Origin of the sequence: Paucisalibacillus algeriensis (assembly GCF_000577245.1) — a bacterium.
In the GTDB taxonomy this organism is placed as follows: Bacteria; Bacillota; Bacilli; order Bacillales; family Amphibacillaceae; genus Ornithinibacillus.
In genome coordinates, this window is sequence record NZ_CBYO010000003.1 from 1 (window position 1) to 22,178 (window position 22,178).

At 36.9% G+C, this 22,178-nt stretch carries 19 protein-coding genes, 8 tRNA genes, 1 rRNA gene and 1 pseudogene; 25 read left to right on the plus strand and 4 right to left on the minus strand.

What is annotated here, in order from left to right:
* From rrf to TY11_RS01455, 4 genes are all read left to right on the plus strand, one after another.
* Positions 1-93: ribosomal RNA gene (gene rrf, locus TY11_RS19720) — 5S ribosomal RNA — on the plus strand; the annotation flags it as partial.
* 226 nt (positions 94-319) lie between these two features.
* Positions 320-394 (plus strand) — tRNA-Asn (locus tag TY11_RS01445).
* A gap of 22 nt (positions 395-416) precedes the next feature.
* Positions 417-489: transfer RNA gene (locus tag TY11_RS01450), tRNA-Thr, on the plus strand.
* Positions 490-701: 212 nt separating this feature from the next.
* Positions 702-995 (plus strand): YciI family protein, encoded by a 294-nt coding sequence (locus TY11_RS01455; RefSeq protein WP_052345685.1) that lies wholly within the window; start codon positions 702-704, stop codon positions 993-995.
* 198 nt (positions 996-1,193) lie between these two features.
* Here TY11_RS01455 and TY11_RS01460 read toward each other — a convergent pair whose 3' ends face one another.
* Both TY11_RS01460 and fabI read right to left on the minus strand, forming a co-directional pair.
* A complete protein-coding gene (locus tag TY11_RS01460; RefSeq protein WP_042142164.1) occupies positions 1,194-1,925 on the minus strand; it encodes a YwaF family protein in 732 nt (243 codons plus the stop codon).
* Positions 1,926-2,001: 76 nt separating this feature from the next.
* Positions 2,002-2,778 carry an enoyl-ACP reductase FabI gene (gene fabI, locus TY11_RS01465; protein WP_042142166.1) on the minus strand — a complete coding sequence of 259 codons (777 nt, stop codon included), beginning with the start codon at positions 2,776-2,778 and terminating at the stop codon, positions 2,002-2,004.
* Between the two features lie 238 nt (positions 2,779-3,016).
* Between fabI and TY11_RS01470 the strand changes: the two genes are divergently transcribed.
* The 11 genes from TY11_RS01470 (at position 3,017) to rocF (ending at position 9,436) form a co-directional block, all read left to right on the plus strand.
* A tRNA-Glu gene (locus TY11_RS01470) sits at positions 3,017-3,091 on the plus strand.
* 3 nt (positions 3,092-3,094) lie between these two features.
* Positions 3,095-3,170 (plus strand) — tRNA-Val (locus tag TY11_RS01475).
* A 162-nt stretch (positions 3,171-3,332) separates the two neighbouring features.
* Positions 3,333-3,408 (plus strand) — tRNA-Thr (locus TY11_RS01480).
* Positions 3,409-3,447: 39 nt separating this feature from the next.
* Positions 3,448-3,531, plus strand: a tRNA-Tyr gene (locus TY11_RS01485).
* 10 nt (positions 3,532-3,541) lie between these two features.
* Positions 3,542-3,613, plus strand: a tRNA-Gln gene (locus TY11_RS01490).
* A gap of 181 nt (positions 3,614-3,794) precedes the next feature.
* Positions 3,795-3,867: transfer RNA gene (locus tag TY11_RS01495), tRNA-Lys, on the plus strand.
* Between the two features lie 157 nt (positions 3,868-4,024).
* Positions 4,025-5,314, plus strand: coding sequence for a hydroxymethylglutaryl-CoA reductase, degradative (locus TY11_RS01500; protein ID WP_042142167.1), 1,290 nt, complete (start codon positions 4,025-4,027; stop codon positions 5,312-5,314).
* Positions 5,311-6,291 (plus strand): mevalonate kinase, encoded by a 981-nt coding sequence (gene mvk, locus TY11_RS01505; RefSeq protein WP_042142169.1) that lies wholly within the window; start codon positions 5,311-5,313, stop codon positions 6,289-6,291. Before TY11_RS01500 ends, mvk begins: the two co-directional genes overlap by 4 nt.
* Positions 6,292-6,322: 31 nt before the next feature.
* A complete protein-coding gene (gene mvaD / locus TY11_RS01510) occupies positions 6,323-7,315 on the plus strand; it encodes a diphosphomevalonate decarboxylase (protein ID WP_042142171.1) in 993 nt (330 codons plus the stop codon).
* Positions 7,308-8,411, plus strand: coding sequence for a phosphomevalonate kinase (locus tag TY11_RS01515; protein WP_052345686.1), 1,104 nt, complete (start codon positions 7,308-7,310; stop codon positions 8,409-8,411). Before mvaD ends, TY11_RS01515 begins: the two co-directional genes overlap by 8 nt.
* A 128-nt stretch (positions 8,412-8,539) precedes the next feature.
* Positions 8,540-9,436, plus strand: coding sequence for an arginase (gene rocF, locus TY11_RS01520; protein ID WP_042142175.1), 897 nt, complete (start codon positions 8,540-8,542; stop codon positions 9,434-9,436).
* A 42-nt stretch (positions 9,437-9,478) separates the two neighbouring features.
* Here the strand turns inward: rocF and TY11_RS19995 are convergent, their stop codons facing one another.
* Positions 9,479-9,631, minus strand: a complete 153-nt coding sequence (locus TY11_RS19995; protein WP_081755788.1) for an aspartyl-phosphate phosphatase Spo0E family protein — start codon at positions 9,629-9,631, stop codon at positions 9,479-9,481.
* A gap of 272 nt (positions 9,632-9,903) precedes the next feature.
* Between TY11_RS19995 and sigW the strand changes: the two genes are divergently transcribed.
* The 10 genes from sigW (at position 9,904) to TY11_RS01570 (ending at position 21,579) form a co-directional block, all read left to right on the plus strand.
* Entirely contained in the window at positions 9,904-10,467 is a 564-nt protein-coding gene (gene sigW / locus TY11_RS01525; RefSeq protein ID WP_042142177.1) for an RNA polymerase sigma factor SigW, read from the plus strand.
* A 15-nt stretch (positions 10,468-10,482) separates the two neighbouring features.
* Positions 10,483-11,121, plus strand: coding sequence for a zf-HC2 domain-containing protein (locus TY11_RS01530; protein ID WP_042142179.1), 639 nt, complete (start codon positions 10,483-10,485; stop codon positions 11,119-11,121).
* Positions 11,122-11,365: 244 nt separating this feature from the next.
* Positions 11,366-12,187, plus strand: a complete 822-nt coding sequence (cdaA, locus tag TY11_RS01535) for a diadenylate cyclase CdaA (RefSeq protein WP_042142181.1) — start codon at positions 11,366-11,368, stop codon at positions 12,185-12,187.
* The gene (locus TY11_RS01540; RefSeq protein ID WP_042142183.1) at positions 12,180-13,424 is read left to right on the plus strand and encodes a CdaR family protein; all 1,245 of its coding nucleotides are present in this window, start codon (positions 12,180-12,182) and stop codon (positions 13,422-13,424) included. Before cdaA ends, TY11_RS01540 begins: the two co-directional genes overlap by 8 nt.
* 73 nt (positions 13,425-13,497) lie before the next feature.
* On the plus strand, positions 13,498-14,844 hold the full coding sequence (gene glmM, locus TY11_RS01545; protein WP_042142185.1) for a phosphoglucosamine mutase: 1,347 nt from the start codon (positions 13,498-13,500) through the stop codon (positions 14,842-14,844).
* A 262-nt stretch (positions 14,845-15,106) separates the two neighbouring features.
* A complete protein-coding gene (locus TY11_RS01550) occupies positions 15,107-16,897 on the plus strand; it encodes a S9 family peptidase (protein WP_042142187.1) in 1,791 nt (596 codons plus the stop codon).
* A 482-nt stretch (positions 16,898-17,379) separates the two neighbouring features.
* The gene (gene glmS, locus TY11_RS01555) at positions 17,380-19,182 is read left to right on the plus strand and encodes a glutamine--fructose-6-phosphate transaminase (isomerizing) (protein ID WP_042142189.1); all 1,803 of its coding nucleotides are present in this window, start codon (positions 17,380-17,382) and stop codon (positions 19,180-19,182) included.
* 451 nt (positions 19,183-19,633) lie between these two features.
* Entirely contained in the window at positions 19,634-20,125 is a 492-nt protein-coding gene (locus tag TY11_RS01560; protein WP_042142191.1) for an RNA polymerase sigma factor, read from the plus strand.
* Positions 20,125-20,874, plus strand: a complete 750-nt coding sequence (locus TY11_RS01565; protein WP_042142193.1) for a hypothetical protein — start codon at positions 20,125-20,127, stop codon at positions 20,872-20,874. Before TY11_RS01560 ends, TY11_RS01565 begins: the two co-directional genes overlap by 1 nt.
* A gap of 165 nt (positions 20,875-21,039) precedes the next feature.
* On the plus strand, positions 21,040-21,579 hold the full coding sequence (locus tag TY11_RS01570) for a dihydrofolate reductase family protein (RefSeq protein ID WP_042142195.1): 540 nt from the start codon (positions 21,040-21,042) through the stop codon (positions 21,577-21,579).
* Between the two features lie 243 nt (positions 21,580-21,822).
* Here the strand turns inward: TY11_RS01570 and TY11_RS01575 are convergent.
* Positions 21,823-22,178 (minus strand): annotated as a pseudogene (locus TY11_RS01575) (transposase); the annotation flags it as partial.

The window sequence follows — 22,178 nt, forward strand, 5'->3', positions numbered from 1 at the left end:
CACACCTGTTCCCATACCGAACACAGCAGTTAAGCTTCTCAGCGCCGATGGTAGTTGGGGCATTGCCCCTGTGAGAGTAGGACGTTGCCAGGCAATTTTTTGTATATATTTTTGAAATATGTACATATTAATAAGGTCAATAAAGTTAATAAATAGTATTATTCCACAGTAGCTCAGTGATAGAGCAACGAGCATTACATCTACCGAATCCGCTACGAGTAACCCCGAAGCAAATACATCTTTGAATATGCTAGTAGATGCAGGGGTCGATCTCCGAATTAACTTTCAAAAACTTAATTAGTGAATGAATTAATATTATTCCACAGTAGCTCAGTGGTAGAGCAATCGGCTGTTAACCGATCGGTCGTAGGTTCGAATCCTACCTGTGGAGCCATTTTTGTGTTTATTATTTATACGCTTCCATAGCTCAGTAGGTAGAGCACTTCCATGGTAAGGAAGGGGTCGCAGGTTCAAATCCTGTTGGAAGCTCTAATAGTGATAAAAGGGATTGCATAACTGCAATCCCTTTTATTTTGTATCAGATCCTATTAGAATGCACAAGCAGTGTTGTATCTTCGTTATAAGCTTAACCGCCATTAAAAAAATAAGCTGCCTTTATTAAAAAAACGATTATCGGTTGCTTTTTTTGGGAAACTTAGTTATATTTTATGTGAACTAATTCACATGTGGGAGGTAGTGAAATGAAAGCAGTGATTGTCTATTCATTAGGTAAGGCCTGGGAAGAAGATAAACCTTTCTGGGAGCAAAAGTTGCGACCACATCGAGAGTATTTAGTAAACGTATTGCAGGAAAGATTAGTTTCCGCCGGACCCTTTTTAGATCACACCGGTGGTTTAGTTATCATGGAGGTAGAAAGATTAGAGGATGCTGAAATGATAGCAAAGAATGATCCAGCTGTGCTAGAAGGTAAGTTTAATTATCAAGTTCATCCTTGGAAACCTTTAGAAGGCCTATTTGTGGAAGAGAATATGTGAATTATGAAGATATCTTAGGTACCTTTCAGCTTGGCTCTTAGACTATCTAATTTGTAACCTATTGCATGATTCTTAACTGGGTTTGTAACAACAAGAAAACGGGCTGATTAGCATCATTAGCGAGTTTTGGCTATTGTAAGCAGGAATACGATTTTGTTTAATATAGATAAGAAAAAGAGTTGGGTCGGTATGCATCGATCAACTCTTTTTTTGAGCGAAATGACGGAATAGCTTATAGATAACAAATAGAGTAAGAAAAACAATTAAACCAACTAAGCAAAGATTAAAATAGTACCAAAATCCAATGCCAAGTAAATCTAGAGGTGTATTAGCTGATGGTGTTCTTGCAAGAAACAGAAAGTTTGCCTCAAAAATAGGGTTTACGAGGAAGCCAATTATTCCTGCATATACCAAAAGGAAAACGTATGCCTCCATTGTCTTCTTAAATGTAATGGTTATAGGGTTGGAGACAACAAGATATAAACTTCCCCATGATAGGACAATATGGTGAATAAAAAACTGCCAGAATCGAAAATGTGGATAACCATGCTGTAATTCTGGGGTAATAACAGCAAGGAATGATGGAACTATTCCAACAAAAAATACGATTTGTATAAGTTTGTGATTTTGTGTTAGGAGGGCTAACATGGTTAGGATACCAGCTATACTACATAATTGAAATGGCAAAAATTCTGCTGAATTCCATGTACCATTGATAATTCCCCATATTTGATAACTGAGCTCGGAACAAACTAAGATAATAAATAATCCCCATCTCAATATTTGGGCTAATCTTTTTTCTTGTTTTAACTTGTTGAAGTAGATTAATAGATATCCCATACCGATTAAATACAGAGTAATCATTAGTACATGATGCCACCCGAAAATGTTAAAGGCTGCTATGCTTTTACTTCCAAACCACTCCCCCATATTCCTCTCCCCATTTCTCCTTATATAGAAAAAGAACGCCTACTAAAGTTATAGTAAGCGTCTAAAATTTTGTCTATTATCCACCAATAATATGGTAACCTGAATCTACATGTAAAACTTCACCTGTGACCCCTCTTGAAAGATCACTCATAAAGAATAGTGTAGCATCTCCTACTTGATCCTGGTCAACATTTTGGCGTAAAGGAGCCTTCTCTTCCACAACTCCCATTTTCTCGTTAAAACCAGATACTCCTTTCGCAGCAAGAGTGCGAATAGGTCCAGCAGATATAGCATTGACACGAATTCCATATTTCCCAACATCTTCAGCTAAATATCTGACACTTGCCTCAAGTGATGCCTTTGCTACGCCCATTACATTATAATTTGGAATAACTCTTTCTGCCCCTAAATAAGTTTGGGTTACAATACTTCCGCCTTCTGTCATCAATTCTTTTGCAGCTTTAGTAACAGCAACCAATGAAAATGCACTAATATTTTGGGCTAGTAAAAATCCTTCCCGTGATGTATCGGCATATTCTCCTTTTAACTCGTCGCGATTGGCAAAAGCAATTGCGTGAACAAGTCCATGGATTACACCAACTTTTTCTTTGATTTCATTAAATGCGTTAGTAATACTTTCATCATCTGCAACATCACATGTAACAATTAATTTCGCTTCTATATTATTTTGTTCTAATAATTTAGTAAGCTTCTTATAGGATCTTTCTTGTCTATTGGTAAAAATAAGGTTTGCACCGGCGTTATGAAGTGATCTTGTTACACCCCAAGCAATACTACGTTCATTGGCTACTCCCATTACAACTATATTTTTACCTCTTAATAGTTCTGACATTTCGAACCTCCAATAATTATGATTAACTATTAGTACCTAACTATAATTTATCATCTTTTTATAAAAAAACCAATCTTTTATATTAATTTATAATTTATTGGCTATGATATACAAGATAGCTAAGAAGTTTTTTTATATTTAACAAAAAAAATAAAAAAAGTTTACTTTTCCTCTTTACAAACAATCCAAATCTGTATATAATAAAATTCGTTGACTGCAAGACAACCTATGTAAATATGGCCCGTTGGTCAAGCGGTTAAGACACCGCCCTTTCACGGCGGTAACACGGGTTCGAATCCCGTACGGGTCACCATGTGGAGGATTAGCTCAGCTGGGAGAGCACCTGCCTTACAAGCAGGGGGTCGCAGGTTCGAGCCCTGCATCCTCCACCATATTTTAACCAAGCCGGCCTAGCTCAATTGGTAGAGCAACGAGCATTCACTTCTACCGAGTAAGCTTCGAGTAACCCCGAAGGATATACTTCCTTGAATATGCTTGTAGATGCAGGGGTCCACACGGCAATAATCTTAAACTTAATAAGTGAGTTTTACTACGCCGGCCTAGCTCAATTGGTAGAGCAACTGACTTGTAATCAGTAGGTTGGGGGTTCAAGTCCTCTGGCCGGCACCATTTTTTTTGCATAAAAATAGTTAAATATGCTAAATATATGGAGGGGTAGCGAAGTGGCTAAACGCGGCGGACTGTAAATCCGCTCCTTCGGGTTCGGCAGTTCGAATCTGCCCCCCTCCACCATTTAGATTATTGGGCTATAGCCAAGCGGTAAGGCAACGGGTTTTGGTCCCGTCATTCCCAGGTTCGAATCCTGGTAGCCCAGCTTTTTTTATTTTATGGGTATTTTTCATAAAATGAAGAGATGCTAAGGTCAGTAGCAGCGAGAAATACTTCCACCGAATTTGCTACTAGTAACCCTAAAGCTATACATCGTAGAATAAGTTTGCGGATGCAGGGGTCACCTAGATGAATGCTTAATCATCATTAGATTTACTAATCAACATGAGCCATTAGCTCAGTCGGTAGAGCATCTGACTTTTAATCAGAGGGTCGTAGGTTCGAATCCTACATGGCTCATCAATTAATATAAATCAAAGCAAAAACAAGGTTGCAATCCTATTGTAACCTTGTTTTTATTTGCATTTTATACTGTTTTTTAACATAATAGATAGAGTAATTCTATATTGAACAAAAAAATATTTACAACTTATTATGAATTAAAAGGATGGTTGGTATGAATTCTTCTAGGATTCCTGGTTTTTATAGAAAAACAGTTGAAGAGCGAAGAGAGCTATTGCGAAAGGCTCTTGAATTTGAGGAAGATGATTTAAGTGTCTTATCTTCACAGGAAGCATTACCAATCGAAACTGCAGATAAAATGATTGAGAATGTTATAGGAACATTCCCACTTCCTTTAGGATTAGGATTGAATTTTCTTATTAACGGGAAAGACTATATTATACCGATGGCGGTTGAAGAGCCATCCATTGTGGCTTCAGCTAGCCATATTGCTAAAATAGTACGAGATGCTGATGGTTTTAAGACGGAAGCATCAGAACGAATTATGATAGGTCAAATCCAGGTTGTAGGTTGCACAGACTATGATGTAGCAAAGCAATCTCTAATGGAATCTAAACATGAATTGATTGAAGCCGCAAATGCTGCATATCCAAGTATTGTAGCAAGAGGTGGAGGAGCGAAGGATCTAGATGTTCGAATCCTTAATGACTCTCCTGACTCTGAATACGGGAAAATGCTGGTGTTACATTTATATGTTAATACATGTGATGCAATGGGTGCAAACATCATTAATACAATGGTTGAATCGTTGGCGCCAAAGGTAGAGGATATCGCTTCTGGTAAGGTTTATCTTCGAATCTTATCCAATTTTGCAGACCGTTGTGTAGCAAAAGCAACATGTGTTATCCCTCCAAAATTATTAGTTACTGGCGAATTCTCAGGTGAAGAGGTTCGTGATGGGGTAGTCCATGCATTTGAATTTGCTGATTCCGATCCATATCGTGCGGTTACTCATAATAAAGGCATTATGAATGGAATTGATCCGGTAATTATTGCAACTGGTAATGATTGGCGTGCAGTTGAAGCTGGCGCTCATGCTTATGCTGCACGTTTCGGAAGGTATCGTTCTATGACAAGATGGTCCGTTGATCAAGAAGGGAATTTAGTTGGTGAATTAGAATTACCCATGTCCATTGGAACTGTGGGTGGAGCAATTCGAGTACATCCAATTTCACAATTAGCGCATAAGATGTTAAGAACGGAATCTGCTTCAGAGCTTGCACAAGTTATTGTAGCAGTCGGGTTAGCGCAAAATCTTGGTGCTTTGAAAGCTCTGGTAACTGAAGGAATTCAAAAGGGTCATATGGCTCTTCATTCACGTTCTGTTGCGATAGCTGCTGGCGCTACTGGGGAGATGATTGATATTATAGCTGAACAATTAGTCAAATCAAAGGAAATCCGTGTAGGCAAAGCTAAAGAATTGGTGGAACAGTATTCAAGATGAGTACTGAAAAGGTTACATTAACAGATAATATAAAAACAACTGATAAGAGTGGAATTGGAATTGCTTATAGCAAATTGATTTTAATTGGCGAGCATGCAGTTGTGCACGGACAACCTGCAATTGCAATCCCCTTTCCTTTAGTCGGTGTAGAATCGGTCATTAAATACAAGACTGGCCCAATTAAATTTGATAGTACCTTTTATCATGGAACAATGGATTCTGCACCTCTTGCTTTAGAAGGAATAGTCAATGCTATCCATGCTACATTAAAATATCTTGGGCTTCCAAGGAGGGACATGGTTATTCGAGTAAAATCATCTATTCCACCTGGAAAGGGATTAGGCTCAAGTGCCTCGGTAGCAATTGCAATTATTCGTTCATTATTTTCCTATGCGAAAGTGGATTATACAGAGGAAGAATTATTGCATTTTGCCAATATAGCAGAGAAATTTGCTCACGGTTCACCAAGTGGCATAGATACGTTAACCATAACCTCAGAATCTCCTGTTTGGTTTGAAAGGGAAAATCCCGTAAGTTATATTAGTCCGGGTGAAGATTTTCATTTTATTGTTGCGGACTCTGGAAGAATTGGTGATACCCGCTCGGCAGTAGAGTCAGTCGCACATTTGTTAAAAAAAGCTCCAAGTAAAATACAATCAAAGATTGAGCGAATTGGTGAACTAACACACTTAGCTAAACATGCTTTAGAGAAAGCTGGAAAGAATTTACTGGGTCAAATGCTAAATGAGGCACAGAAAGAACTTTCTGCTCTTGGTGTTAGTGATGAAGGATTAGATCGTTTAATTAGCTTTGCTCGTAAAGAAGGAGCCATTGGAGCTAAATTAACTGGCGGGGGCAATGGTGGCTGTATTATTGCACTTGCAAAAAATGAAATCCATTCTAGACAACTATCGGAAAAACTGAAAGAGTTTGGTGCTCATGCAGTTTGGCCATTCGTATTAAGAAAACAAGATTAATAAGAACTCGCTTTTGAAAAGGGGAACGGTCATGAAAGCAACTGCAAAAGCGCATACAAATATTGCTTTAATTAAATATTGGGGAAAACGAAATGAAGCTTTAATTTTACCAACGAATAATAGCTTGTCCATCACATTAGATGGCTTTTATACCACTACGTCAGTTGAGTTTAAAGAGGAATTACTAAATGATCGGTTCTTACTCAACGATACAGTAGTGGAAGGAGAACAATTTCAACGAGTTACACAGTTCCTTGATTTAGTTCGGAGCCTTAGTGGGAAAGAGTTATTTGCAGAAGTAGCTTCTGTCAATGCTGTGCCAACTGCTGCAGGTTTTGCCTCTTCGGCATCAGGATTTGCTGCACTTGCCGCAGCTTCCTCTAAGGCTATCGGATTAAATTTAACAGATACTGAATTATCACGCCTTACAAGGCAAGGTTCTGGTTCTGCATGTCGATCTGTTTTTGGTGGATTTGCAGAGTGGCAAAAAGGAGAAGCTGAGGACGGTTCTGATTCCTATGCGGTTCCTATTGCACCAATGGAACACTGGGATATTCGGGTTGCTGCCGTTGTTCTTTCCTCTAAAATGAAAAAGGTATCTAGTAGAGCGGGGATGAGACGAACGGTAGAAACGTCGCCCTTCTTTAAAGGATGGGTAGATAGTATCCATCAGGATTTAGAGGCTATAAAAGAAGGAATTCATAACAAGGACTTTGAAAAGGTTGGGGAAATTGCTGAGGCAAATTGTTTAAAGATGCATGCAACAACATTAGGAGCTATCCCCCCATTTACTTATTGGTTAGATACAACCCTTTCTGTTATGCAAACGGTTCAGCAATTACGTGATTCAGGTGTTCCGGCTTATTTTACAATTGATGCTGGTCCGAATGTTAAGGTTCTCTACTTACCGGAACATGAGGAAAAAGTGCAAGAAACGCTTCGGAATATTCCGGGTGTGTCTGATGTGAAGTTAAGTCGTGTCGGACGAGGGATATCATATTTAGAGGATGATAAAGTTGTCTAATACATCCCTTGAGATTCAAGTGCCTGGAAAATTAATGATTGCTGGTGAATTTGCCGTATTGGAGCCGTACCATAATTTACTTGCGATGGCTGTAAATCGATTTGTTTATGTTAAAATTGAAGCTAGCCCATTGAATCAAATCACACTTGAAAAGTTTCAACTTGAAAAATTGCCTTGGCAATTTAACGAAAATAAAGTCTCTATAGAGTCTACTGATAATCGTGTTAATTTTGTACAGGAAGCAATGACAATGGCTTGTATTTACCTTAAGGAAAATAATATAGGTCTTCGTCATTTTCAAATGCATGTTAGAAGTGATTTAGATGACAAAGTTTCTGGCAAAAAATTCGGTCTAGGATCAAGTGCTGCTGTGGTTGTCGGTGTCATTACTGCGATATTAAAATGGCATCTTGAAGAAGACCCATCCCCTGAACTCGTTTTTAAGCTTGCATCTATTTCACATGTAGCTGCGCAAGGAAATGGTTCAGGTGCTGATGTAGCAGCTTCGGCATATGGTGGTATTATTCAATATTCTTCCTTTCAAGCGGAGTGGTTAAGAGAAAATTACATAAGATCGCTTACGTTAATGGAGTTATTGGAAGCAGAGTGGAAATATTTTTCAATTAATCCAATTAAACTTCCTAAGGATTTACATCTGTGTATTGGTTGGACAGGTAGCCCAGCCTCAACAGGGAGTTTAGTCGAACAAATAAGAGGTCTAAAGAAAACTAATCCCGATAAGTACCAGAGATTTTTACAATGTAGTGAAGAAGCGGTGGATAATATTCTTAAAGGAATTCATAACAATAATCTCCCGCAATTGTTTAAAGGTATAAAGCAGAACAGGGCTGCATTAGTCTCGGTAGGAAAAGACGCGAATACGGAACTAGAGACAACGATGATAACTAAGTTATGTAATCTAGCTGAGGAACATGGTGGAGCTGCAAAGCAATCAGGAGCCGGTGGTGGAGATTGTGGCATTGCCTTTATGCCTACAGAAGATAGTGCAGAACAGCTAGTAGAAGCATGGAAAAATGAAGGTATCATACCATTAACACTACAACCATATTCGAATAAAAGCTCGAAGATTGAGTAGGTATCGTCTAGAATGGCGATGCCTATTCTCCTTTTGGAGAAGAAATATGAATAAATATTCGTAAAATTGTCGAGTTGAGTCGTTTAAACAAACTAAGGTAAAATGATAATTGGAGGTGGCAATATTTTATGAAAACTAAAATTTCTTTAATAGGTGTCCCAATGGACTTAGGCCAGAGTCGCCGTGGGGTAGATATGGGACCTAGTGCACTTCGTTATGCTGGAGCTATTGAAAGGTTACAAAATCTAAAATATGATATTCATGATTTAGGTGATATACCAATCAATCGTCCTGATACGCTTAAGGATAAGGGGAAATTAAAAAACTTAGAACAAGTTATAGAAGCAAATGAAACACTCGCTGAAATGGTTGATACAGAGATTCAAAAGGATAGATTTCCGTTAATTATTGGTGGCGATCATAGTATTGCTATTGGAAGTTTGGCAGGTATTTCGAAGCATTATGATAACCTTGGGGTAATTTGGTATGATGCACATGGTGACTTGAACACAAGTGAAACATCACCGTCTGGTAACATTCATGGCATGCCGCTCGCGGTTAGTCTAGGACTTGGACATGAAAGACTTTCAAACTTATATGGTTATGCACCAAAAGTTAAACCAGAGAATGTCATCATAATTGGTGCACGTTCGTTAGATCCTGGGGAAAGAGAATTAATTCGTGAAAAAGGTATTAAGGTCTATACCATGCATGAAATTGATCGAATGGGAATGTCGCAAGTGATGGAAGAAACCATTCAGTATTTTAAAGAGAATACAGATGGTGTTCATCTTAGTTTAGATTTAGACGGTTTAGACCCAACAGAAGCGCCGGGTGTTGGTACGCCAGTTTTAGGTGGCATGACCTATCGCGAAAGTCATTTGGCAATGGAAATGTTAGCTGATTCAGAATTGATTACTTCCCTTGAAGTAGTAGAGGTAAACCCAATACTAGATGAAAAAAATAAAACAGCTACATTAGCTGTTGGGTTAATGGGATCTTTATTTGGTGAAAAGCTAAAATAAATACAAAATAAAAAGGCATTAATTAAATTAATTGATGCCTTTTTATTTATTAATATTGCTTATTTGATATTGATTTAACAGGTTATCTAATTTTTCACTGGTTTTTACGACTACCTCAGATGTTAATTTGTATGTATCACTCAGAGCAATCATCTCTTTTCTACATTGCTCTATTTGTAATAAAAGCTTATCCATTTAAATTCCCCCTATTACCATACATTAAACTATATTAACCTGATAAATTATTATTAGCAATAGCAAATTTAGAAAAGTCGATATTTTTTACTGAATATGCGTTATAATATAGTTGGAAAATGTTTACTGTTAGCTGACATCTTGCTGTTCAGTGTAACAAATTCCATCCTTTTAGTTAAAAATGCGGGTTTTTAAATTTTTTTTGAAAAAGGTGAAACCTTTTTGAGGATGAAACGTAAGGTTTAATACCGCAGCAGGCGGAGGTACAGGTAATGGAATTAATAATTAGAGACAAAATTAAACAAGTTAAAAAGGGAGACCACGCCGCGTTTGAAGATATTGTCATGTTTTATCAGGACAAAATATATCAGCATTGTCACCGAATGCTTGGCAACAAACATGAAGCAGAGGATATAGCTCAAGAAGCATTTATCCGAGCGTATGTTAATATCCACTCCTATGATGAGCGCAGAAAGTTTTCTACTTGGCTATATAGAATTGCAACCAATTTAACCATTGACCGATTACGAAAACGAAAACCGGATTACTATCTAGATGCAGAAGTTAAAGGGACAGAAGGTTTGGATATGTATTCGCAGTTAGCGGCAGATGGAAAGCTTCCAGAGGATGAAATAGAAGGACTGGAACTTCAACATTATATACAAAAGCAAATTGCTGAGCTTCCACCAAAATACCGTAGTATAATAATGCTACGTTATTTAGAAGATTTCTCTCTTCAAGAGATAAGTGAAATATTAGATATCCCGATTGGAACTGTAAAAACTAGGATCCATCGAGGTAGGGAAGCCTTAAGGAAAAAGCTTCGTCATGTGTAAAAGGAGTGAATCCAGTTGGATTGTAATAAAGAAGCATTAGAATTGATGCATAAGCACTTAGATGGTGATATCGCGAGGGAAGAAGAATCTCAATTGAGAAATCATCTTGAGGGCTGTGAGGAATGCCAAAAGCATCTCCATGAATTGAAAAGGACAATAACGCTAATACAGAGTTCTGAAAAACTGAAAGCCCCAGATGATTTTGCAAGAAAAGTAATGCAGCAGTTACCAGTAGAGAAAAAGCATGTTAAGTATTTACGTTGGTTTAAAGTGCACCCAATACTTACGGCAGCAGCAATATTTTTTGCCTTTATGTTTACTGGGTTATTATCTGCATTTGAACAAGATTCTCAACTTATGGTATCTAACCCGGAAAATCTAATTATAGAGGATAATATGGTCATTGTTCCAGAAGGAGTCACGGTCAAAGGTGATTTGGTGGTACAGAATGGTGATTTAAAGATAGATGGAAAAGTTGATGGAAATGTTACCCTTATAAATGGAAATTTGGTGGATGAACAAGGATTAGATAATTCTGGTTTGATGGCTGATGTAGGCGGGGTCAATGGAGAACTAAAAGAAGTAGACCGTATTTTTGAATGGGTATGGTATAATATTCAAAATCTGTTTAAAGGTATATTTTCTATTGAGTAGTAAAACCTGGGTAAAACCAGGTTTTTTTACTTTTTGTTAGGAAATATATAGATATACGACGTGAATATTTGCGAAAAATAGAGACTAGCTAAAGTAGCGTAAATGGACACAAAATGTGGTATAATGGAAGCGACATTTTTGTAGAGGTACATATTATTTTAATCCCAATACGTAACATAAAGTGAACGGTATGATCTCTTAAAAAAACAGGAAGAGAATTCGATGTATAAAAGGAAGTGCAAACATGCCTAATGGAGATTTCAGTATAGTAGACCTACTAAGAATAGGCGTAGATATAGGTCTCGTCTGGTATGTTCTATATAAACTAATCATGTTAATAAGAGGAACAAAGGCGATTCAACTACTTAAGGGTATCGTTGTTGTTTTTGTTGTCAGGTTACTCAGTATGATGTTTGAATTAAAAACACTGATGTGGGCAACAGATCAAATTATTACCTGGGGTGTGCTTGTTATTATCATTTTGTTCCAACCAGAGCTGAGAAGGGCTTTAGAACAACTTGGTAGAGGAAACATCTTTTCAAGAAGTACAAAATCCGAAGAAGAGAAATTTGAGAAGCTTGTCACCGATATTGTTCAATCCTGTAACTATATGGCCAAACGTAGAATTGGTGCACTAATAACCATTGAGCGAGAGACAGGTATTGGTGAATATATTGAAACAGGAATACCGATTCATGGAAATTTAACACATCAGTTATTGACTAACATTTTTACACCGAATACCCCACTTCATGATGGGGCTGTCATTATTAAAGAGGATGAAATTGTTGCCGCTGCATGTTACCTTCCATTATCTGAAAGTCCTTTTATTTCTAAGGAACTAGGAACGAGGCATAGAGCTGCAATGGGAATAAGTGAGGTAACCGATGCTCTGACCATCGTTGTATCGGAAGAAACTGGAGGTATTTCCGGAACCAAAAATGGTGAATTACGTAGGGATATGGGGCAAGATGGATTAAGAGACTTTTTGCTTGAGAATTTAGCTCCTGTTCAGAGAGCTTCTGAAAAGAAGACCTGGAAGATAAGGGGGAAAAAGAATGGATAACTGGTTTAGAAGTAAATGGTTTATCCGAGGAATTTCTCTAGGCTTTGCGATTTTATTATATGTCTTTGTTGCGATTGAAGAAGTGGATACAGAAGAGGAAAGTCCAATCTCATTTACGACACTTTTTGGTGGTTCCAATCAGACGCAAACATTGGAGGACATCCCATTAGAAATTCGAATTGATAGTGATAAATATGTTGTGAGTGGAGTTCCAGAAACTGTTACTGTTTCATTAGAAGGCCCCTCAAGTGCCATAACACCAGTTGTTAAACAGCAAAATATTAAGGTGTTTATAGACTTAAGAGATCTAGAAGAAGGAGAACACCAGGTGGAAATCCAACATGAGGAGCTCTCGAGTCAACTATCTGTATATATAGAGCCGAAAACGATTGATGTGATGATTGAAGAACGAGCTTCCAATGACTTTAATGTAACGGTGGATTTCATTAACACAGATAAACTCCCAAAAGGGTATCAAATCGGTGATTATGAGTTGAATACTGAAAAAGTTACGATAACTAGTTCCAGGGAAATTATTGAGCGGATAGCTATTGTGAAGGTATATGTAGATGTAGCAGGATTGAAGGAATCCATAAACAATCGAGAAGTTCCGGTTAATGTATACGATGGTCAAGGTAATGAATTAGCGGTAAGGGTGGAACCAGGGACCGTCGTCATTTCGGCGGAAGTAGAGAACCCAAGTAAGGAGGTTCCTGTAAGTATTTCGACTGAAGGTGAGTTACCAGAAGGTTATGAGTTAACATCTATGGAACTTGCGAAAAAAGAGGTTGAGATTTTTGCTATTTCCGAAATCCTTGAAACATTAGATGAGGTTACAACTGAACCAATTAATCTTTCAGAACTTAAACAATCAGGCACGATTAAGGTTAAGCTTGCATTACCTGATGAGGTACAAGCTCCTGGTATAAAAGAGTTAGAAATTGTTGTTGAGCTCGAGCAAACAAAAACATTAGAAAATGTTGAAATTGAAGTAGACAACTTACAAGATGGGTATATTGCTAACTTTGTTGAGCCAAGTAATGGACAGTTGAGTATAACTGTTACAGGAAATGAACAAGATGTTAGAGAATTAAGTATAGAAGATTTTCGGATATTTATTAATGCAAGTGAACTTGATACTGGTAGAAGTAAGGTACCAATTGAAGTTGAAGGACCCGACAACATATCGGTTGATGTAGAGGTAGATGAGGTTAACGTTGAAATAGAAGAAGTTTAATGAGATAAAATCACTTATCTCATCCGTGTTAAATAACGTCCAGTAGTCATGGATGTAAAGGAGAGGTACTAATATGGGTAAATATTTTGGAACAGATGGTGTACGTGGTGTAGCAAATAAGGAGTTAACACCTGAGCTAGCGTTTAAGTTAGGTAGATTTGGTGGTTATGTGTTAACAAAAGAAACACAAAAACCGCGTGTATTAATTGGTCGTGATACACGTATTTCTGGAAATATGTTAGAAGGTGCTTTGGTGGCGGGGCTGTTATCAATTGGTGCTGAAGTAATGCGTTTAGGTGTTATTTCAACACCGGGGGTTGCATACTTAACAAAGGCAACAAGTGCACAAGCTGGAATAATGATTTCTGCTTCACATAATCCAGTAGAAGATAATGGAATTAAATTCTTTGGTCCAGACGGTTTTAAACTTCTTGATGAACAAGAGGAAGAAATAGAGAATTTAATGGATGGAGAAGATACATTACCTCGTCCGGTGGGCGCTGATGTAGGTGTAGTTTCGGATTACTTTGAAGCAGGCCATAAGTATCTATCATTCCTTAAGGAGTCTATTGACAATGACTTTGTAGGTATGCAAATTGCGCTAGATTGTGCACATGGTGCTACTTCCAGTTTGGCAACCCATTTATTCGCAGATTTAGAAGCCGATATTTATACAATAGGTGCATCTCCTGATGGATTAAATATTAATGATGGGGTTGGTTCTACACACCCTGAAACACTACAGTCATTTGTATTGGAAAAGGGTGCAGATATTGGTCTAGCATTTGATGGTGATGGTGATCGATTAATCGCAGTCGATGAAAAAGGAAATATTGTAGACGGTGACCAGATTATGTACATATGTGCAAAATACATGAACGAAAAAGGTTTCCTACGTCATAATACCGTTGTTTCGACTGTCATGAGTAATATAGGCTTCTATAAAGCATTGGAAGAAAACGGTATGCGTAGTGACAAGACTGCTGTAGGTGACCGTTATGTTATGGAAGAAATGCGCAAAGGTGGTTATAACCTAGGTGGTGAACAATCTGGTCATATTATTTTCCTTGACTACAGCACAACTGGTGATGGTATGTTATCTGCTATTCAATTAGTAAATGTGATGAAGGAAACAGGAAAACCATTATCAGAACTAGCAAGTGAAATGACCATTTTTCCACAGGTATTAAAAAATGTTCGAGTAACGGATAAAGAAAAAGCTTTAAACGATCCAACCATTAAACAAGAAGTTGATAAAGTGGAAGAAGCACTTGGAAGCAATGGACGTGTACTTGTAAGACCTTCTGGAACCGAGCCTTTAGTACGAGTAATGGTAGAAGCTCCAACTAAAGGAGAATGTGAACAATACACTAATCAAATTGTAAAAGTTATTGAAGACTTACTAGGAATTAAAGAATAATGCATAACTGCTCTCAAATTGAGGGCAGTTTTTTCATTTCTTCATTTTGACTATAATTTCTAAGCGAAATGAAGTATGAGAAGCTTCCATTCATCATTTCGGCTATGAATCCTGCACCAAATGATGTAAAAGGCACTCTTGTTTTTCATTTTGACCCTAATCTGCTTGAGCCGTTATTTCCCATCATTTAAAAATGTCAGATAATAAAAAATAAGTTATACTATTCTCGTAGTCATATTTTTAAAGTATGGGGAGGATAATGATGATTAAATTTTCAAAACCTACTGTAGAGCAATTTTTACGTACATATGTAATTTCAAACTTTGCAGTAAGCAAGGATGAGAAGCGGTTAGTTTTTAATACGAATTTAAATGGAAAAATGAATTTGTGGGCGATGGACCTACCAAGTACATTCCCATATTTATTTGCTCAAAAGGATCAATCCTCAAATTTTATTAAATTTGATCCGGAAGGTCGATATGTCCTAACTGGTTATGATAATGATGGGGATGAAAATTATCAGATCTATGCTGTAGCAAGTGAGGGTGGAGAACCACAAAGGTTAATTACAGGTGATCCATCAGAAAAGTATTATTATGTGCATTTAAGCGATGATGGAAAACGTATTTATTATGTTACATCAGAAGGAAATCCTAACTTTTTAAACACAAGAGTTCGAAATTTAGAAGACGGTTCGGATACTTTGTTAAATGAGGGTGAAAACGGCCCAACCTACTTGACAGGTGTTTCGGAAAAAGAAGATGTATTTGTCTATATGCGTTTATTGGCGAATACCTATATTCAACTATTTGTAAAAGATGGCGAGGAGATGGTTAGCTTAACACCTGATCCAGAAAAAGTCCATGTAGCTACTGGCCCTGTATTTGTTGGAGATAAGGATATTTATTTCACTACAAACTATGAACAGGAATACAACTATGTTGCCAAATATAATTTAGATTCTAAGAAGTTTGAAGAAGTAGTTAGTATTGAAAATGAAAGCATCGAAGGCCTTCAATATGATAAGGAAAATAATTACCTCTATTTTGCTACAGAAAAAGGTGTGGAGGATATTCTTTATCGGTATAACCTCGAAACTAAAAAGGTTGAAAAGTTGTCTACACCGGTTGACGTGCTTGAAAAATTGGTTGTTACAAAAGCTGGTAATCTATATCTATTAGGTCGTAGTGCAACCATTCCTTTTAATATTTACAAAAGTACAGACGGGCAGCACTGGGAATCATTAACTAATAATCGTGTACTTGGTGTTAGTCAAGAGGAAATGGTAGAACCAGAAGTTGTATCTTATCCATCATTTGATGGGATGGAAATTGAGGCATTATTATTCAAAGCTAAGCCTGAAAATGATAATGGATATACCATTTTTTGGCCACATGGAGGACCCCAAGCATCTGAGCGTAAAATGTTCCGTGCTATGTTCCAAAGTGCTTTAAACCGTGGATACACTATTTTTGCACCTAACTTCCGTGGAAGTACTGGCTATGGTTCTTCATTTGTGAAGTTAGTGGAACAAGATTGGGGTCATGGACCACGTTTGGATTGTGTTGCAGGGATTGAGTGGCTATTTGAAAATAATGTTACCGATAGAGATAAGCTATTTTTAGTTGGTGGTAGCTATGGTGGATATATGTCCTTACTATTGCATGGCCGTCATCCAGAATATTTTAAAGCGGTTGTCGATATTTTTGGTCCATCGGATTTATTCACATTTGTAAATTCTGTTCCACCTCATTGGAAGCCAATGATGGAAAGATGGGTAGGAGATCCAGAGAGGGACAAAGAGCGATTTATTAAGGATTCACCAATTACTTATCTTGATACTATGACGAAACCGATGCTTGTTATTCAAGGAGCGAAGGATCCTCGGGTAGTAAAGGAAGAATCCGATCAAATAGTTGCAAAACTAGAAGAAAGAGGACGCGATGTAGAATATCTGGTTTTAGAAGATGAGGGGCATGGTTTCTCTAAAAAGGAGAATGAAATTAAAGTTTATAATGTGATGTTGGATTTCTTAGAAAAACATCAGGGCTAAAAATTAAGGCACATGTGGAAAATATTTTCCATGTGCCTTTTATTGTGTTAATAAAGAACGATTATTATGAAATGTCCATATACTATTTATATGTCCTCTTTGCATAAATTAACATTGACCAACAAATGCCTTTTCGTGTAAAATTACTTGGTGTTCTTAAATTTTACTAGGAACAGGTTGGTCAATAACATATTAAAGGAGGATAGAAGTAAAACAATCATAAAGCGCCAGGACTATTTTCTGAACGGAAAAAAGAAAATAGTTGACGAGGAAGAAGGTTATCGAATTTTCGGCGGGTGCCTTCCGATTGCACACTCCAGTCGTGAAACTTTTTCTTAAAACAGTGGGGTAACCTACTGCACAAAGGAAAAAAGTTGAGTGTAAAAAAGATAAAATACGAGAAAGGGGCAATAAAACGCCCCGTAGAAAGTCTTTGTCCTTTCATTGGTCGTTTATTGCCCCTACGAGGAGGAACTAAACGAATGTGTGGAATTGTAGGATATATTGGACAGAATGATTCAAAAGAAGTATTACTAAATGGACTAGAAAAATTAGAATATCGCGGTTATGATTCTGCTGGTATTGCTTTGTTACATGAGAGTGGATTAAACCTTTTTAAGGTAAAAGGCCGTATCGCTGCCCTTAAAGAAAAAGTGGATGGTAATGTTTTTGCGACAATGGGAATTGGTCATACACGCTGGGCAACGCATGGGGAACCAAGTGTTGATAATGCTCATCCCCATCAAAGCACATCAGGAAGATTTACCCTTGTGCATAATGGAGTTATTGAAAACTATCTTGATTTAAAGCGTGATTATCTTCAAGGTGTAGAATTCCAAAGTGAAACAGACACAGAGGTAATCGTTCATCTTATTGAGAAACTTTATAGAGAAACAAATGATGCGTTAGAAAGCTTCCGCAAAGCAATGGAACTTTTAAATGGGTCTTATGCAATTGCGATGATTGATAATCAAGACAGGGAAACATTTTATGTGGCAAAAAACAAAAGCCCATTGTTAGTAGGACTTGGTAATGGATTTAATGTTGTGGCAAGTGATGCCATGGCAACATTAAAGGTAACGGATCAATATCTTGAGATTCATGATAAAGAAATCGTCATTGTGAAACGTAACTCTGTTAGGATTCAAACTTTAGATGGTACAGTGATGGAACGTGATCCATATACTGCACAAATTGACGCAAGTGACATTGAAAAAGGTACTTATCCACACTTTATGTTAAAAGAAGTGGATGAACAGCCAATAGTCGTGCGTAAGATCATTAAAGAGTATCAGGATGAAGATGGTGAACTAAAATTAGATGAGGATATTCGTGCTGCGATGAAAGAATGTGATCGCATTTATATTATTGCAGCAGGAACAAGCTACCATGCTGGTTTAGTTGGTAAAAACCTACTTGAAAAATTAGCTAATGTTCCAGTAGAAGTACATGTATCTAGTGAATTCTCATATAACATGCCTTTGCTATCTGAAAAACCTTTATTTATCTTTATTTCGCAAAGTGGCGAAACAGCAGATAGTCGTACAGTACTTGTAAAAATAAAAGAAATGGGATACCCAGCACTAACAATTACGAATGTGCCAGGATCCACCCTTTCTCGTGAAGCGGATTACACGTTACATCTTTATGCAGGACCGGAAATTGCTGTTGCATCAACTAAAGCATATACAGCACAAATCGCGGTTTTAGCAATTTTAGCGGCAGATACAGCCCAGGTAAAGGGCTATGAGTTAGAATTTGATTTATTCCAAGAGCTTGGAATTGTGGCCAATGCAATGGATGTATTAATTGCACAAAAAGAAGAGCTTGAACAAATAACGAGCGATTATTTATCAACTACTCGAAATGCATTTTTTATTGGGCGTAGTTTAGATTACTATGTATCCCTTGAAGGTGCATTAAAATTAAAAGAAATTTCCTATATCCAGGCAGAGGGATTTGCTGGAGGAGAATTAAAGCATGGTACGATTGCTTTAATTGAAAAAGGAACTCCTGTTGTAGCTCTTGTAACCCAGGAAAAAGTTAATTATTCCATTCGTGGTAATGTGCAAGAGGTTGTTGCGCGTGGGGCTAATGCTTTAATCATAAGCATGAAGGGCCTTGAACACGATGATGATGCATTTGTTATTCCAGCGGTTCATGAAATATTCACGCCATTGGCAAGTGTTATTGCACTACAAATTATTGCTTATTATGCTGCTTTACATCGTGGATGTGATGTTGATAAGCCGCGTAATTTGGCTAAGAGTGTTACGGTGGAGTAATGGCTGAAGGGAAAATGTTTATTTTGTAGTATATGGTAACATTATAGTTTGTAAATTTACATTACAGTTAGTAAATTAACAATAAAGTGGATAGAAACATTTTATTAACCCTCTGTTCTAAAATAGAACAGAGGGTTTTTTTATATAGTTACTTTGTTGTGATGTATTATCAAAAAATTTATGGGGGTTAATTGTTGATGAAGCTTAGAATTGGATGTTTCTGTTAAAATACATATATGATTGTGAATATTAAGTACTTCAACTAACGGGGCAGGACAGTGTAAGAGGTAATAACGAATGATACTCATGCAGAACGATATACTCCAGTATAAAATATATTCCCTTAAATTCAGATATGAATCTTTGGGAATATTTATTTTCGGTTTGTTTTTGTAATTAAAAGTCACCAAATAGTATTTTCATGTGTGTTATAAGTGAAAGGAGTTGATAGATGTTGCAACAAGCAGTTTGGTCAACTGGACAAGATATAGAGCGAATTGTTGATACATATGGAAATATGCTATTTAGAATTTGTCTTGTCATTTTATGCAATGAGAATGATGCAGAGGATGTCGTACAAGACACTTTTATTAATTATCTAACGAAAGCTCCAACCTTTCACGATTCAGAACATGAGAAAGCATGGTTGATCACCGTTGCCACTAATCGCTGCAAGAATATGAGAAGGTTCAATTTTATGCGCAGGCATATAGATATCAGTGATTTGCAATTATATTCTAAGGATGTTGAAAGCTATGGTTTGCTCGACCATTTAATGAAATTGCCAAATAAGCATAAGATTGTATTACTACTATTTTATGTAGAGGGCTATAAAGTAGATGAAATAACAACTCTACTAAACATTACATCGTCAGCTGTTAAAAAGCGATTACAACGTGGCAGAGAGCTTATAAGAGAAAGTTATCGAAAGGAGAATGATTGATGGACTTTGAAAAGATGAAAGATGCTGTTAAATCTATTGAAATGCCAGAAACAATGAAAAGCCGTGTTAAAAAGAATAGTAATATATTAGAAAAAGAAAAGTCGGTTCGATTTAATTCCAAGAAGTGGATTTCAGTAGCGTTTGCAGTTGCCGTCCTATTATTAATCGTGATAGGCATTCCATTATTTGATAGGAATGGAAACCTAGTTTCAAATTTTACAGTTACAGCTTATGCATCTAGTGATGATGGTAATCAGCTTTATACTAATCTTTCAGAAGAAAAAGCTATTTTTGAACTATCAACAGAACAAAGAATAGGTGTTATAGGTAGTGTAGGTGGCGATGGGGCAAATTTAATTTTTACAAATGTTATGCTAAATATAACTGGAGAAGATATCGATTCAATCACTTATACCCTAAGCAAGGGCAAGTTTGTAGAGGATGTTACATTAACAGCTAAAGAGAGAGCAAACAAAGACTGGCTATTATCGGAAAAGATATATTTTATTTCTACTGAGCCTGGTTCAGATATATCTCAAGGTATAAAGGAAATCGGGAATTCCTACACAGTTAATTACAATGAACAGGATAAATATAAATATACACTTGCTATTCCTCATGATGGTAATGATGTAATAGTTGAGGATATGATCATCAAAGTAAATGTAAAATATACAGATGGAAACTCTGAACAACAAGATATCGTTGTAACTCAAGAACCAAATTCTATTTCATTAAAGCTTAATTAACATAATCAAGATGATGGTACCACAAGTTCTTGGTAGAAAAAGCTACATGGTGGATCAGGAAACCAATCTTCAACTAACGGAGCAGAAGAGTTGAATAATAAGGTGTTATGCGTTACACTAAAAAAAGAACAAACGTTCTATTCTTAGGTGACGGAGTGTTGTTGAATGAATAATAGTAATACTAAGTTGGTGTTTTATGGTGCTGTAAGTTTAGACGGCTATCTAGCGAGAGATGACCATTCATTAGATTGGTTATTAGGTACAGAAGGTGAAGAAGAAATTGGTGCTACGGAGTTCTTTTCTACTATTGATATTGTTTTAATGGGCAGAAAAACTTATGAGCAAATCATGCTTAATCTATCTGATGATGACTTTCCATATAATAAGGGTAAGGAGTGTTATGTGTTTTCTCGTTCATTATCTGGTTCTGATAATAATGTCAAATTCGTTAATGACGATATTGTCGATTTTACAAAGTCATTAAAAAAGGAAAAAGGGAAACGGATATGGATTGTCGGTGGTGGAGAGGTTCTTTACCCTCTTCTTCAAGAAAGGCTTGTTGATGAATTTTATATACAGTTCGCCCCAATCATCTTGGGGAGTGGGATTCCACTATTCTTACCGAGTGATATAGAGAATGAGTTGAAACTGTTAGATGTAAAGCATTGCAAGCAACTTGCTGAATTACACTATGAGTTAAAGTAAGGGACTTAGAGGAAAACAATTAAATCAGCTAATAGAAGCTCGTTTATTGCACTAACGGTTGCGTTAATTCAAGAAGGATTAACGCTATTTTTGTAGAACTTATTGTGCTAAACCAGCTAATAGTTGTCAATATTTTTCTCTAAAAATCCTAAATAGCTTATGATATACTAAATTTGCACATGCAAAAAACCCTCCTTCAATCTCCAATTGGAAGGTTTTGGGGTATATGGTTAAATTGTTTATTTAAGCAATATCTTGGAAGGTAGTATTACTTTTCAATAATGCGTAAATCCAATGTAATAACTTGTTTGCACATGCTATTACGGCTACTTTGTAAGGTTTTCCTTCTTCGCGTTTTTATCATAAAAGGCTCGTAACTTCCTGTTACGGGGAATGATTTCATCCGTTGTTTTCTGTTTCCGAGAATCACGGATGGCGGAGCGAACTGCCATAAATAGAGCGTGTCTTAATCGGCTAGATCCTCTTTTAGTGATTCGATTCACGGTTCCTTTGAATCGACCAGATTCATAGACTCTGGGATCCATGCCTGCGAATGCAACTAGTTTTTTAGGATTATCAAATAAATCTATTTCCCCAAT